This window comes from Mesorhizobium sp. M0166 (assembly GCF_040322255.1).
Lineage (GTDB): Bacteria > Pseudomonadota > Alphaproteobacteria > Rhizobiales > Rhizobiaceae > Mesorhizobium.
The window spans coordinates 36,331-49,455 of the sequence record NZ_JAMYTD010000005.1; the positions used below are offsets into that span (position 1 = coordinate 36,331).

At 62.7% G+C, this 13,125-nt stretch carries 8 protein-coding genes; 2 read left to right on the plus strand and 6 right to left on the minus strand.

The genetic code is table 11. The features are described 5' to 3' along the window. Positions 1-195: 195 nt before the first annotated feature. Positions 196-651, minus strand: coding sequence for a phasin (locus tag NKJ46_RS08470; protein ID WP_352664017.1), 456 nt, complete (start codon positions 649-651; stop codon positions 196-198). 252 nt (positions 652-903) lie between these two features. Between NKJ46_RS08470 and NKJ46_RS08475 the strand changes: the two genes are divergently transcribed. After that, complete coding sequence (locus tag NKJ46_RS08475) at positions 904-4,647, plus strand: PAS domain S-box protein (protein WP_352664019.1); 3,744 nt, start codon at positions 904-906, stop codon at positions 4,645-4,647. Between the two features lie 282 nt (positions 4,648-4,929). Here NKJ46_RS08475 and NKJ46_RS08480 read toward each other — a convergent pair whose 3' ends face one another. Beyond that, positions 4,930-6,888 carry an acetoacetate--CoA ligase gene (locus NKJ46_RS08480; RefSeq protein WP_352664021.1) on the minus strand — a complete coding sequence of 653 codons (1,959 nt, stop codon included), beginning with the start codon at positions 6,886-6,888 and terminating at the stop codon, positions 4,930-4,932. A gap of 182 nt (positions 6,889-7,070) precedes the next feature. On the opposite strand from NKJ46_RS08480, the gene NKJ46_RS08485 reads away from it, so the two are divergent. Further along, positions 7,071-8,921: an AsmA family protein gene (locus tag NKJ46_RS08485; protein WP_352664023.1), complete on the plus strand. Its 1,851-nt coding sequence runs from the start codon at positions 7,071-7,073 to the stop codon at positions 8,919-8,921. A gap of 7 nt (positions 8,922-8,928) precedes the next feature. On the opposite strand, the gene NKJ46_RS08490 is transcribed toward NKJ46_RS08485, so the two are convergent. The 4 genes from NKJ46_RS08490 to NKJ46_RS08505 all read right to left on the minus strand — a co-directional run bounded on the left by NKJ46_RS08490 (position 8,929) and on the right by NKJ46_RS08505 (position 13,032). Then, a complete protein-coding gene (locus NKJ46_RS08490) occupies positions 8,929-9,747 on the minus strand; it encodes an ABC transporter permease (RefSeq protein WP_352464986.1) in 819 nt (272 codons plus the stop codon). Continuing rightward, complete coding sequence (locus NKJ46_RS08495; RefSeq protein ID WP_352664025.1) at positions 9,744-10,712, minus strand: ABC transporter permease subunit; 969 nt, start codon at positions 10,710-10,712, stop codon at positions 9,744-9,746. The genes NKJ46_RS08490 and NKJ46_RS08495 overlap by 4 nt, the downstream gene beginning before the upstream one ends. 9 nt (positions 10,713-10,721) lie before the next feature. After that, positions 10,722-11,861 carry an ABC transporter ATP-binding protein gene (locus tag NKJ46_RS08500; RefSeq protein WP_352664027.1) on the minus strand — a complete coding sequence of 380 codons (1,140 nt, stop codon included), beginning with the start codon at positions 11,859-11,861 and terminating at the stop codon, positions 10,722-10,724. 73 nt (positions 11,862-11,934) lie between these two features. After that, positions 11,935-13,032: a polyamine ABC transporter substrate-binding protein gene (locus NKJ46_RS08505; protein ID WP_352664029.1), complete on the minus strand. Its 1,098-nt coding sequence runs from the start codon at positions 13,030-13,032 to the stop codon at positions 11,935-11,937. Between the last annotated feature and the right edge of the window lie 93 nt (positions 13,033-13,125).

The following is a 13,125-nucleotide window of genomic DNA, read 5'->3' on the forward strand; positions in this document are numbered from 1 at the left end:
CAAAGAAAAGGCCGGCGGGAGGAGGTGCCGGCCTTTTCCTGTTACGAGCCAGCGGGAGGAGGTGCTGGCTGGTTATCCCGGTGAGCAGAGGGAGGAGGTTCCACCCGCCGGGTATTCGCTTAAACCACTATATCGCACACCTATTTGTCTGACGAAATGCGACCTTTTGATGCATCGTCAAACTGTGTGCAAATATTAGGCGATCTTAATTTCTTTCACGGCCTTCTCGAAGGCGGTCTTGATCGGCTTGGATACGTCCTCGGCCGCCTTGGCAGCAACCGCCTGGAAGTCCTTGGCCTGCTCGACGGTCATTTCGACGCGCTTGCGCAGGAAAGCAGTCTGCAACTCAACGACTTCCGACAGCGACTTGGCGCCGATCAGCGCTTCGAAATGCGAGAAGCCAGCTTCGGCATTGGCGCGCAGGGCGGCAATGGTCTTGAGCGACAGGTCGCTGGACACGGTCTTGGCGGTCTCGTAGGTCGATTCCAGAGCCTTCTGGGTCTCCTCGGCGCCGGTCTTCAGCTTGGCATAGGCCTCTTTCGACTGCTCGACGCCCTTTTCGGCGAAGGCGCGCATCTGGTCGGTGGCCTTGGAAGCGTCGAAGCTCGGGAATTCAACGTTTTCGATCGTGTCAGTCTTGGTCCTTGACATTTTCCATCCTTTTCAGCGCAGCGGCTTTGACAGAAAGCCGTCTCGTTCATCTATCATGGCAACATAAAGGCAAATTTTGTGCATTGCAACATGTTTGTTGCATCGCACCATAAATTATTTGTCTCGCGGCGTTAACCACGCGCCTAGAGATTCCATTGGTTGCACGCTATGACTTGTGGACCTTCGCGCCGTCGGCTTTTATTAACAAAGCGTTAACCGCAAATTGCCCGCTCTGTGAGGGTCCCCAAGCGCATGCCGGCTGAAAACTACTCCTTCCTCGATGTCGCCGTGCTCGACGCGGTCCGCCTGCGCTTCGCCGCCGGCGACGCGATCGCCATTTTGTCGGCAGATCTCGAGCAGGTGATCTGGGCCAACGGCCCCGGCGCGGCGGTATTCGGCTATCCCGACATCGGCGCGATCATCGGCGCCTCGGCAGGTTTGCCGCTGATCGCCAGGCGCCAGATCATGGCGACCAGCGGTTTTCCGCAGATCGGCCTCGACCGTGCCATCACGGTCCGGCTGGCGACCGGCCTGACCAGCCGCGCGGTCGGCTTCCTGGCCAGCGCGGTGACCATGCCCGATGGCGAGGAAGCCATCGTGCTGGCGCTACCGGCGGCGCAGACCGGCTCGCGCAGCGCGGCCGAGATCGCCGATCGCGCCATCGGTGGCTTTACCGAAGACGGCCACTACATCGCCTTTGTCGACGCCAAGGGCAATATCGACGCCGCCTCGGACGGCTTTTCGGCGCTCGGTATCCGGCCCGAGACGCTGGCCGCGCTTGTCGCCGACGTGGCGAACGAGAGCGACCGCATCGTCAAGCGCCTGGTTCCGGGGGGATCCCGTTCCTATCCGGCGGGCCTTGCCCGGCTGACGGACGAGCGGCACCTGCTGGTGGTGATCGACGAGGACCGGCTTGACGGCGAGGCCCCTGCTGGCGAGCGTGCCGGCGCGGAAACCGAGCCAGCAGCGGCACCGAGCGGTGGCGATCTTCCCCAGCCAACGGATCAGGACAACGAGCAGCCAATCGGCAGCACCGGCGCGGCGGAAATCGACCCTGCAGCGATCGAAGGCACCTCCGCATCGGCGGAGCACGAACCTGTCGACGCGGCCGACAATCACCGCACGGTTGGCGAAGCGCCGACGCTGCATGACCATTGGTACTTCAATGCCGGCGACGACGCGCAGGGCCTGCCCGGGACAGCTGCGTCCGGCAAAGTCGAGACCAGCCCGGACGCTTCGCAGGCCGGCGCGGATAGTTCGCCGGAAAGCGCCGCAAAAGCCACCAAAGCCGCCTCCCCGGCCGAACACCGCGGTTCGGCGATCGATCGCACGGCGGCACCCATGCGTTTCGTCTGGCGTACCGACGCGGAGGGCCGGTTCAGCGCCCTGTCGCCGGAATTTGCCGAGCTCGTCGGCAAGCCGGCCGCCGACGTCATCGGCCGCCGCTTCGAGGATGTTTCGGCCGCCTATGGCCTCGATGCTTCTGGCGAGATTGCCGGCCTGCTCGAACGGCGCGACACCTGGTCCGGCCGCTCCGTGCTGTGGCCGGTCGCCGGCACCGATCGGAAGATACCCGTCGATCTGGCGGCCCTCCCGGTTTACAGCCGCAGCCGCGTTTTCGAAGGTTTTCGCGGTTTCGGCGTTGCCCGCAGCGGCGATGCGGTGGTCGATCCGGACGCGGCCGGCATGGCCCTTGTCGCCGAGGAGATACCTGCCGAGACCATCGGGCCGGAAGCCGTCGAACCTCTCCCCGAGACACCGAAACCCGCCGATCCGTTCAGGGGCGAAGTGCCGGCATTGACCATCGTGCCAAAGCCCGAGCGGCGCTTTGCCGACAAGGTGATCCGGCTGGCCGAGCACCGGCAGCCGGCCAACGACAAGGGCCTGTCGACGCTGGAACGCAGCGCGTTTCGAGAGATTGGCGAGCGTCTCAAGAAGGACAGCACCCCGGCCGAAGAACAGCCCAGCGCCGGAAGGCCGAAGCCGGTTGCGACCAAAGTCGAGGCAGCCGGCAAGGCCGACGAGCCAAAGCTGAAAGAAGCCGGCCCGACGGACAAGGGTGAGATGCCGGCGCAAGGTCCGGAAAGCGGGGCGGCTGCCGCCGAACCGCCCGAGGCCGATGCCGAAGACCAGAAGGATCTTGCCCGGCTCGACGGCGAGCAGCCTGATGAGGCGGTAGCCGAGGCGCAAGCCAGCGAACCCGTCACACGCCCTGTTTCCGGATCGCTGCTCGACTATGCCGACCGCGAACCAAGCGATGAAGCGCAGGAAGGCGTTGAGCCCAGCACGAACCGTCGAACGATCGTCGCCGAAGCGCCGCAGGATGGCAACGACGACAGCATGACAGCCGAAGATTTCCGTGACGCCGAGGACAGCGAGGATTGGTCCGAAGACAGCGCAGCCGACGTTGCCGGCCAGGTGCCGCCCAGCGAGCGGCCGCAGGCACCACCGCTCAAACTCGACGGCTTCGTGCCGTCGGCGTTTGCCGGAGAGGACAACAAGGGGCCGGATACCTCGATCCTCGGCAAGCTGCCAGTGCCGGTGCTTATCCATTCCGGCGACCAGCTGCATTACGCGAACGACGAATTCCTCGGCTTGACCGGCTATGCGACGCTCAATGCCCTGGACGAGGCCGGCGGGCTCGGCGCGCTGTTTGCCGACCCTTATGCCGACGACGGCAGTTCGGACGGCGGCGACCGCTCATTACGGCTGAAGACGCGCGACGGTCAGGAGTTTCCGATCGACGCGATTTTACGCTCCGTCCCCTGGGGAAACGGCAAGGCACTGATGCTGGTCGTACGCCGTTCCGGCGACGACGAGGCAGCAGCCATTCCACGTGGCGCCGCCGACGACCAAACGCAGCCGGATGTTTCCGAGCTCAAGGCACGCATTGCCGAGATGCGCACCATCATCGACACCGCCACCGACGGCGTCGTGCTGATCGGCCGTAACGGAACGATCCGTTCAATTAGCCGTCCGGCGGAGGCGCTGTTCGGCTTCGACAGCGACGAGGCGACCGGCAAACAGTTCGTCTCGCTGTTTGCGATCGAAAGCCAGCGCGCGGCGCGTGACTATCTCGAGGGGTTGTCGGAGCCCGGCGTTGCGAGTGTGATGAACGATGGCCGCGAGGTGATCGGACGCGAGGCGCAGGGGCGCTTCATTCCGCTGTTCATGACCATCGGCAGGCTGCCCAACGACAGCGGCTTCTGCGCGGTGGTGCGGGACATCACCCAGTGGAAGCGGGCCGAAGAGGACCTGACCCAGGCGCGCGCGGTCGCCGAGCGCGCCTCGTCGCAGAAGACCGATTTTCTGGCCCGCATCAGCCACGAGATCCGCACGCCGCTCAACGCCATCATCGGCTTTTCCGAGCTGATGGTCGACGAGAAATTCGGGCCGGTGGCCAATGACCGCTATCGCGATTATCTGCGCGACATCAACCGTTCGGGCAACCACGTGCTCGATCTGGTCAACGACCTGCTCGACATTTCGAAAATCGAGGCCGGCCAGCAGGAGATGGCCTATGAGGCGGTGTCGCTCAACGACACACTGGCCGAGACCGTGGCGATGATGCAGCCGCAAGCCAACCGGGAGCGCGTCATCATCCGCTCCAGCTTCGCCTCGCGGCTGCCGGAAGTGGTGGCCGATCTGCGCAGTGTGCGGCAGATCGCGCTCAACATCCTGTCGAACGCCGTCCGCTACACGCAGGCCGGCGGCCAGGTGATCGTGTCGACGGCCTACGAGATCTCCGGCGATGTCGTCATGCGCGTGCGCGATACCGGCATAGGCATGAGCCAGTCCGAGATCGAGCAGGCACTGAAGCCGTTCAAGCAGATCAATGCGCTGAAGCGCGGCCGCGGCGATGGCACCGGTCTCGGGCTGCCGTTGACCAAGGCGATGGTCGAAGCGAACCGTGCCCGGTTCACCATCAATTCGACGCCCGGCGAGGGAACCCTGGTCGAAGTCGCCTTTCCCTCGACCCGCGTGCTCGCCGGTTAGCTATAGCGGTGCAAAGAAAAAAGGCGTCCAACAGGACGCCTTGAATGATAGAATTGCTGTCACAACGGGGCTTGAGCGAATCAGATCCTCTCGGGGCTAAGAGGAACGGGATTTCTCCCTCAAGTTACGCACGACTATCGATGCCGGGCCTTAACAAAACCTTACCGCCACGCCGGAAAGTTTACCAATGTGTACCACGCATGAAATCTAGGTAAATTCCGAAGAGATAATTTGTTAACGATACCGGAGACCTCAAAACGGCTCCGACCTTGGACCCCGGGATCAGTCGGCGAGCTGCGGCAGGTTGCGGAACAGCTCGAGCGCTTCGGGATTGGCGAGCGCTTCCTTGTTCTTGATGGCGCGGCCATGCACCATGTCGCGTACCGCGAGCTCGGTGATCTTGCCGGATTTGGTTCGCGGAATATCGCTGACGGCGATGATCTTGGCCGGCACGTGGCGCGGGCTCGCCCCGGTGCGGATTTTCGCGCGGATGCGTTTTTCCAGCTCGCCATCGAGCTCGACGCCGGCCGCCAGCCGCACGAACAGCACGACGCGAACGTCATTGTCGAAATCCTGGCCGATGCACAGCGCTTCGAGGATTTCCGGCATTTGCTCGACCTGATTGTAGATCTCCGCCGTGCCGATCCTGACACCGCCCGGATTGAGCGTGGCGTCGGAACGGCCATGGATGATCAGGCCGCCGTGGGCGGTCCATTCGGCGAAATCGCCGTGGCACCAGACATTGTCGAAACGTTCGAAATAGGCGGCTTTGTATTTCCTGCCGTCAGGGTCGTTCCAGAATCCGATCGGCATCGCCGGAAACGCCTTGGTGCAGACGAGCTCGCCCTTCTCCTGGCGGAGCGGCCGGCCGTCATCGTCCCAGACATCGACGGCAAGACCGAGCCCGGGCCCCTGGATCTCGCCGGTCCATACCGGTTCGATCGGCACGCCGAGCACGAAGCAGGAGACGATATCGGTGCCGCCGGAAATCGAAGCCAGATGCACGTCCTTCTTGATGCCTTCATAGACGAAGCGGAAATCTTCCGGCGATAGCGGCGAGCCGGTCGAGGAGATGGTGCGCACGCTGGAAAGATCATGCGTGCGGATCGGCTTGAGGCCGGCCTTGCGCACGGAATCGATGAATTTGGCCGAGGTGCCGAAATAGGTCATCTTTTCGGCATCGGCGAAGTCGAACAGCGCATTGCCGTCCGGGTAGAACGGCGAGCCGTCGTAGAGCAGCAAGGTGGCGCCCGATGCCAGGCCCGACACCAGCCAGTTCCACATCATCCAGCCGCAGGTGGTGAAGTAGAAGAAGCGGTCGCCGTCGAGCAGGCCGGCATGCAGCCGTTCTTCCTTGACGTGCTGGATCAGCGTTCCGCCGGCCGAATGGACAATGCATTTGGGAATGCCGGTCGTGCCCGATGAAAACAGGATGTACAGCGGATGCGAAAACGGCAGCCTCTCGTAGCTGATAGGCCTGGCGGCAAAGGGTGACAGCGCCTCTTCCAGCGCAGCCGCCTTGCCGATGGTCGCCGCGACGTCGGTCGAGGTGCCGAGATAGTCGACAATGAGGACTTTGCGGACGGTGGCGAGCTTGCCCGCCACGGCCGCGATCTTGTCGGCGACTTCGATCGCCTTGCCATTGTACCAGTAGCCGTCCGGCGCGATGAATATGACCGGCTCGATCTGGCCGAACCGGTCGAGAACCCCCTGCTCGCCGAAATCTGGAGAGCAGGACGACCAGACCGCGCCGATCGAGGCGGCCGCCAGCATCGCAGCAACAGTCTCCGGCATGTTGGGCATCATAGCTGCGATGCGGTCGCCCTTCTTCACCTTGAGCGACAGGAAAAGCTGCTGCAAGCGCGAGGTCAGCGCTTGCAGCTCGTTCCAGGACAGCCGCCGCTCGACCTTGTCCTCGCCGCGAAAGACGATTGCGTCGCCAAGGCCGGTTTTCTTGAGGAGATTCTCGGCGAAGTTCAGCTTCGCATCAGGGAAGAAGGTCGCGCCGGGCATCTTGTCGCCATCGACCAGCACGCGTTCGCCCTTGTCGCCGACGATGCCACAAAAGTCCCAGACCAGGCTCCAGAAGGTCTCGCGGTCATCGATCGACCAGCGATGCAGGTCGGTATAGGAGGAGAAAGCCTTGCCGGCCACGCTCGCCGCGGCGTTCATGAAGGCAGTCATCGGCGCCGCGTCGATCTGCTCTTGCGTCGGGATCCAGAGCGGTGCGTCGTCAGCCATCATTGTTTCTCCGCAGGCTGCATCGCTTATGCATATCGCGATGCAGCAGAGCAAGATTTTGTTGGACCGCGCCGGTCAGGGTGTGCGCAAATGCCATCGCCGGGCCATAAAGACTTGAAATGCGTCAGCCGTCGGTTACACCCGTCGGGCGATTTTGTCGGAATGGAAGCATACGGGGCGATATGCCATCACCTTTGATCCGACGCGGAATATGGGCGATCGGCGCGGCCGTCATCGTCATCGCGCTGGTCGTCGCAGCCTTGCCGTTGATCGCCTCGACCCGCATCGTACGCGACCGTATCGCGTGGGAAATGAGCGCCTGGAGCGGTTTTCGGGTAACCATCGACGGCGCGCCGCGCATCGAGGTCTGGCCGAATTTCCGGGCGATCCTGAGCGACGTGACGCTGTCGCAATGGACGGAGACGGATGCGCCGCCCGTGGTCGAGGCCGAACGAGTCGAGGTCGACCTCTCGGCCATGGCGGCGCTGCGTGGCGATGTCGTGTTTTCGACGGCGCGGCTGGTGCGACCGACGATCCGGGTTCAGCGTACCGCGAGCGGGTTTTTCCTGCCTGCGATTCCCAGCGGCGGGCGCATTACGCGTTCGATCGATGCTGCCCGCGCGGTGATCAACACAAATCCCGCCAAGCCGGATCTCGGCAAGCTGCCGACAGATCCGTTCGGCACAGTCGAGTTCAGGGACGGCCGCGTGGTGACTGCCATCGGCGGCAAGGACCAGGAGATATTGAGCAGCCTGAGCGGCCAGGCGAACTGGGCCGCGATGAACAGCAATGCGACGCTGTCGGCGACCGGGATATGGCGCGGCGAAAGCGTTGCCATCGACGCCGCATCGCCGAACCCGCTCGTGCTGTTTGGCGGCGGCACGGCACCGGCCACATTTTCCTTCAAGGCGGCACCGGCCAGTTTTTCGTTCGACGGCCGCGCCAGCATGTCGGAGAACGGCTATTTCGACGGCCAGGCAAAATTCGCCGCACCTTCGCTCCGACGCGTGCTCGAATGGTCGCAGGCCGGCATCGCGCCCGGTGCCGCAATCGGCTCGATCTCGGTTTCAAGCAAGATCACGGCGACAGCCGGGCGGGTCAAATTCGAAAACACGGCCCTGACCCTCGACAACAACCCGGGAATGGGTGCGCTGGACTTCACCTATGGTGAGGCACTGCCGGTGATCTCCGGCACACTTGCCTTCGATACGCTCGACCTCAGATCGTTTCTCTCCGCCTTTACGCCGGTGCCATCCGCCGGCGGCACCGGTCCGGGCGAGATCGACACAAGCTTCGCCGACCGGATCAATCTCGATCTCAGGCTGTCGGCGGCGCATGCCACGGCCGGCGCCATCCAGCTTGCCGACGTCGCTGCCACCGCCCAGGTCAAAAATGGCCTTGCCGTCTTCGACATCTCGGATGCATCCGCCTTTGGCGGCAACGTCCAGAGCAGCGTCCGTTTCGACCGCAAGCCCGCCGGCACGGAAGTCGAGATCCGGCTGCTTGCTTCCGATATCGACGGCGGCGCTTTCGGCACCGCGGCCGGAATGACGCGGCTGGTACCGATCGGCACTGGAACCGTTTCGGTCATCCTCAAGGGGCCTGGCAGAACCTGGGATTCGATTTTCGAAAACGCCAATGGCTCGCTGTCCGCGACGTTCGGCGCGGGTGCGCTGAGCCGGCTTAACCTGCCGGCGTTCCTCAAGCACACCGAACAGGGCGGATTCTTCGCGCTGGACGACGTCTCGGACGGAACGCTGCCGATCGACGGGGCCGAGCTCAAGGCGAGCATTTCGAACGGCGTGGCGCGCATCGACAAGGCCGAGGTGAATTCCGCGCAATACAAGATCTGGCTTTCCGGCATCGCATCCTATGCCGGACGCGGGCTGGCACTGTCCGGCGGCATTGCCCAGCCGAGCCAGGCTGCCACGCAGACGAACGGCCAGGCGCCCAAGCAGTCGTCGTTCTTCGTCGGCGGCACGTGGAGCACGCCGTTCATCTCGCCGATAAGCCGCGGCGTCTCGGGAGAGTAGCGAGCCTTCAACCTCGCTGCGCGGCCCGCTCGTCGCGCTGGCGCTGCACCTCGCGGCGTTTGTTTGCGAGTGAAGCGATGATCACGCCAACTGCGACGACCGCGATCAAGATGGTGCAGGCCGCATTGATTTCCGGCGTCACGCCAAGGCGAACCTGGCTGTAGATCTTCATCGGCAGCGTCGTGGCGCCAGGCCCCGAGGTGAAGCTGGCAATAACCAAATCGTCGAGCGACAGCGTGAAAGCCAGCATCCAGCCGGAGACGATAGCCGGCATGATTACCGGCAGCGTGATCTGGAAGAAGGTCTTCACCGGTGGCGCGCCGAGGTCCATTGCGGCCTCTTCCAGCGAACGGTCGAAAGTGATCAGGCGCGACTGAACCACCACCGCGACGAAGCACATGGTTAGCGTGGTGTGGGCAAGCGTCACCGTGAGAAAGCCGCGGTCGAGGCCGACGGCGACGAAGAGCAGCAGCAGCGACAGGCCGGTGATGACTTCCGGCATGACCAGCGGCGCAAACACCATGCCGGAAAACAGCAGCCGGCCGCGAAAGCGCGTGTAGCGTGTCAAGGTGAGCGCCGCCAGCGTGCCGAGCACAGTTGCCACCGTCGCCGAGATGACGCCGACGCGGGCCGTCACCCAGGTCGCGTCCATCAGACCCCGGTTGTGGAACAGCGACACGTACCATTTCGTCGAGAAGCCGCCCCAGACGGTGACCAGCTTCGACTCGTTGAAAGAGAACACGACGAGCAGGACGATCGGCAGGTAAAGAAAGGCAAAGCCGAGCACGATCGATGTGATGTTGAAGCGGCTCCAGGTCGCGTTCATTGGTCCTGCTCCTGGGCACGCGCCTGGGCTCGCTGGAAGAGCATGATCGGCACGATCAGCAGCAGCAGCAAGATGACGGCGACGGCGGACGACACCGGCCAGTCGCGGTTGGCGAAGAACTCGTTCCACAGCGTCCTGCCGATCATCAGCGTCTGCGAGCCGCCGAGCAGGTCGGGAATGACGAACTCGCCAACGGCGGGAATGAACACCAGAAGGCAGCCGGCGACGACGCCGGGCAGCGACAGCGGAAAGGTGATCTTCCAGAAGGCGCTGGTCGGCGGGCAGCCGAGATCCTTGGCCGCTTCGATCAGTGAATAGTCCATCTTCTCCAAGGACGAATAGAGCGGCAGCACCATGAACGGCAGATAGGAGTAAACGATGCCGATGAAGATCGCCGTATAGGTGTTGAGGATGATCAGCGGCTGGCTGATGATGCCGGTTGCGAGCAGCAGCTGGTTGAGCAGGCCCTCGGGCTTGAGGATGCCAATCCAGGCGTAGACACGGATCAGGAACGAGGTCCAGAACGGCAGGATCACCAGCATCAGCAAGGTCGGGCGGATCGTCGCCGGAGCGCGTGCCATGCCATAGGCGATGGGATAGCCGATCAGCAATGTCAGGACGGTCGAGATGGCGGCGACGATGACGCTCGTCACATAGGCATTGAAATACAGCGCGTCCTGCGTCAGCCAGGTATAGTTGTCGAAATTGAGTGCGCCGAATTCCGAAATAAACCCGGAAATGCCGCTGCGGAAATCAAGCACCGGCGTGTAGGGCGGCATGGCGATCGCCGTCTGCGACAGCGAAATCTTGAAGACGATGATGAAAGGGACGAGAAAGAAGAACAGCAGCCAGAGATAGGGGACGATGATGACGAGCCGGCTAACGAAGGCTGCTCCCAGCCTGACCAAGGCGGATTTGCCGGCAGCGCTTGCCGGAAAGCTTGTTGCGGCGGTGACAGCGGACATGATCAGTCCCTACCGTGTCAGGACGACGCCGGCGTCGGGGCGGAAAGAAACCCAGGCGCGGTCGTTCCAGGTCAGCGGGTCCTCGGTGAGGCGTGCCGCATTCATGGTGCTCGCCCGCACGACCTGACCGTCATCCAGCCTGACGTGATAGACGGTCATGTCGCCGAGATAGGCTATGTCGTAGACCTCGCCCTCGATGGCGTTGACGGCACCGGCCGGTTTCGTGGAGGACACCTTGATCTTCTCCGGCCTGATGGCGAAGGTGACGGATGTTCCGGCGGCCGCACTGCCGGCATTTTCGGTGCGGATGGTGATGCCGTTGCCGGCATCGATGCTCGCACTGCCGGCCTCGCCAGCCGCGATCTTGCCGTCGAACATATTCACATTGCCGACGAAGCCGGCGACGAAGCGGGAACCCGGCGCCTCGTAGACCTCGGCCGGCGTCGCCACCTGCATCACCTCGCCCTTGTCGATGATAGCGATGCGGTCAGCCATCGTCATCGCCTCTTCCTGATCATGAGTGACGACGACGAAGGTGAGGCCGAGGTTCTGCTGCAGGTCCATCAGCTCGAACTGGGTTTCCTCGCGCAACTTCTTGTCCAGCGCACCAAGCGGCTCGTCGAGCAGCAGGACTTTCGGCCGCTTGGCGGCGGAGCGGGCGAGCGCGACGCGCTGGCGCTGGCCACCCGACAATTGGTGCGGTTTGCGCTTGGCGAACTGCTCGAGCTTGACCAGCTTCAGCATCTCGGCGACGCGCTTGTCGATGTCGGCCTTGGCCATGCCTTCCTGCTTGAGGCCGAAGGCGATGTTGTTCTCGACCGTCATATGCGGAAACAAGGCGTAGGACTGGAACATCATGTTGACCGGCCGCCGGTAAGGCGGAATGCCGCGCAGATCCTGGCCATCGAGCAAGATGCGGCCGGCGGTCGGCTCCTCGAAGCCGGCGAGCATCCTGAGCAGCGTCGATTTCCCGCAGCCTGAGGCCCCGAGCAAGGCAAAGAATTCGCGTTCGAAAATGGTCAGCGACAGATTGTTGACCGCTGTGAACTCACCGAATTTCTTGGTGACGTTGTCGAACTGGATGTATGGCTTGGCGTTCGGATCGTTCCATGGCGCGAAATCCCTGCGGATGCTGCCAAGCGATTTCATGTCCCACTCCGTCCTGCTGCTTGCCCCATGAGAAAGCGCCCCGGCAGCCAGCTGCCGGGGCATGGTCAGATTGTTATTGGCCGGTGACGATCTTGGTCCAGGTGCGGGTGATGATGCGCTGGGTCTTGGGATCGTAGGGCGAGACGGTGTAGAGTTTCTGCAAGGTGGCGGCGTCCGGATAGATCGCCGGATCTTCCAGGATCGCCTTGTCGATGAACTGCTGCGAAGCCTTGTTGCCGTTCGCGTAAAGCACATAGTTCGACGATTTGGCGATCACTTCGGGCTTCATCATGTAGTTCAGGAACTCATGCGCTTCGGCGACATGCGGCGCATCGGCCGGGATCGCCATCTGGTCAAACCACATCTGGGCACCTTCCTTCGGCACGGAATAGCCGATCTCGACGCCCTGCTTGGCTTCGTCGGCGCGGTTGCGGGCCTGGAAGACGTCACCCGACCAGCCGACAGCCAGGCAGATGTCGCCATTGGCCAGGGCGTTGATGTATTCGGAAGAGTGGAACTTGCGGATATAGGGCCGGACCTTCAGCAAGGTTTCTTCGGCCTTGGCAATCTCATCGGGCGACGTGCTGTTTGGATCGAGGCCTAGATATTTCAGTGCCGCCGGTATGATGTCGGCCGGCGAATCCAGCACATAGACGCCGCAGTCTTTCAATTTGGCCAGGCTTTCGGGATTGAAGAACACGTCCCAGCTGTCGATCTTGTCGGTGCCGAGTGCTGCCTGCACCTTCTTGATGTTGTAGCCGATGCCAACCGTACCCCACATGTAGTTGATCGAATATTCGTTGCCGGGATCATATTTGGCGGTCCGTTCCATGACCGTGTCCCACATATTTGAAATGTTCGGCAGTTTCGACTTGTCGAGCTTCTGGAACACGCCCGCCTGGATCTGGCGTGCAAGGAAATTGCCGCTGGGCACGACGACATCGTAGCCGCTGCCGCCGGCGAGCAGTTTCGTTTCCAGGATCTCGTTGGAATCGAAAGTGTCGTAGACGACCTTGATGCCGGTTTCCTTGGTGAAGTCGTCGATGATCGAACTGTCGATATAATCCGACCAGTTGAAGACGTTGACGACGCGATCCTCGGCATGTGCGCCCAAGGTAAAAGCTGCCAAAAACGCCGAAGTCGCCGAAAGCCAGAGCGCTTTGCGGATCATGCTATTCTCCTTTGATGAGTGTTCCGTCGCCAGCTCGTCGCGGCGTTCGCGCGGCTGGGCATTTGCTTCAGGGTATTGGGCTTGCAGGCAGGC

Excerpts from the sequence above, each read along its gene's own strand:
- NKJ46_RS08485 (WP_352664023.1), top strand. The coding sequence starts at position 7,071 with ATGCCATCACCTTTGATCCGACGCGGAATATGGGCGATCGGCGCGGCC.
- NKJ46_RS08470 (WP_352664017.1), bottom strand. The coding sequence starts at position 651 with ATGTCAAGGACCAAGACTGACACGATCGAAAACGTTGAATTCCCGAGC.
- NKJ46_RS08495 (WP_352664025.1), bottom strand. The coding sequence starts at position 10,712 with ATGTCCGCTGTCACCGCCGCAACAAGCTTTCCGGCAAGCGCTGCCGGC.
- NKJ46_RS08475 (WP_352664019.1), top strand. The coding sequence starts at position 904 with ATGCCGGCTGAAAACTACTCCTTCCTCGATGTCGCCGTGCTCGACGCG.
- NKJ46_RS08500 (WP_352664027.1), bottom strand. The coding sequence starts at position 11,861 with ATGAAATCGCTTGGCAGCATCCGCAGGGATTTCGCGCCATGGAACGAT.
- NKJ46_RS08490 (WP_352464986.1), bottom strand. The coding sequence starts at position 9,747 with ATGAACGCGACCTGGAGCCGCTTCAACATCACATCGATCGTGCTCGGC.
- NKJ46_RS08505 (WP_352664029.1), bottom strand. The coding sequence starts at position 13,032 with ATGATCCGCAAAGCGCTCTGGCTTTCGGCGACTTCGGCGTTTTTGGCA.
- NKJ46_RS08480 (WP_352664021.1), bottom strand. The coding sequence starts at position 6,888 with ATGGCTGACGACGCACCGCTCTGGATCCCGACGCAAGAGCAGATCGAC.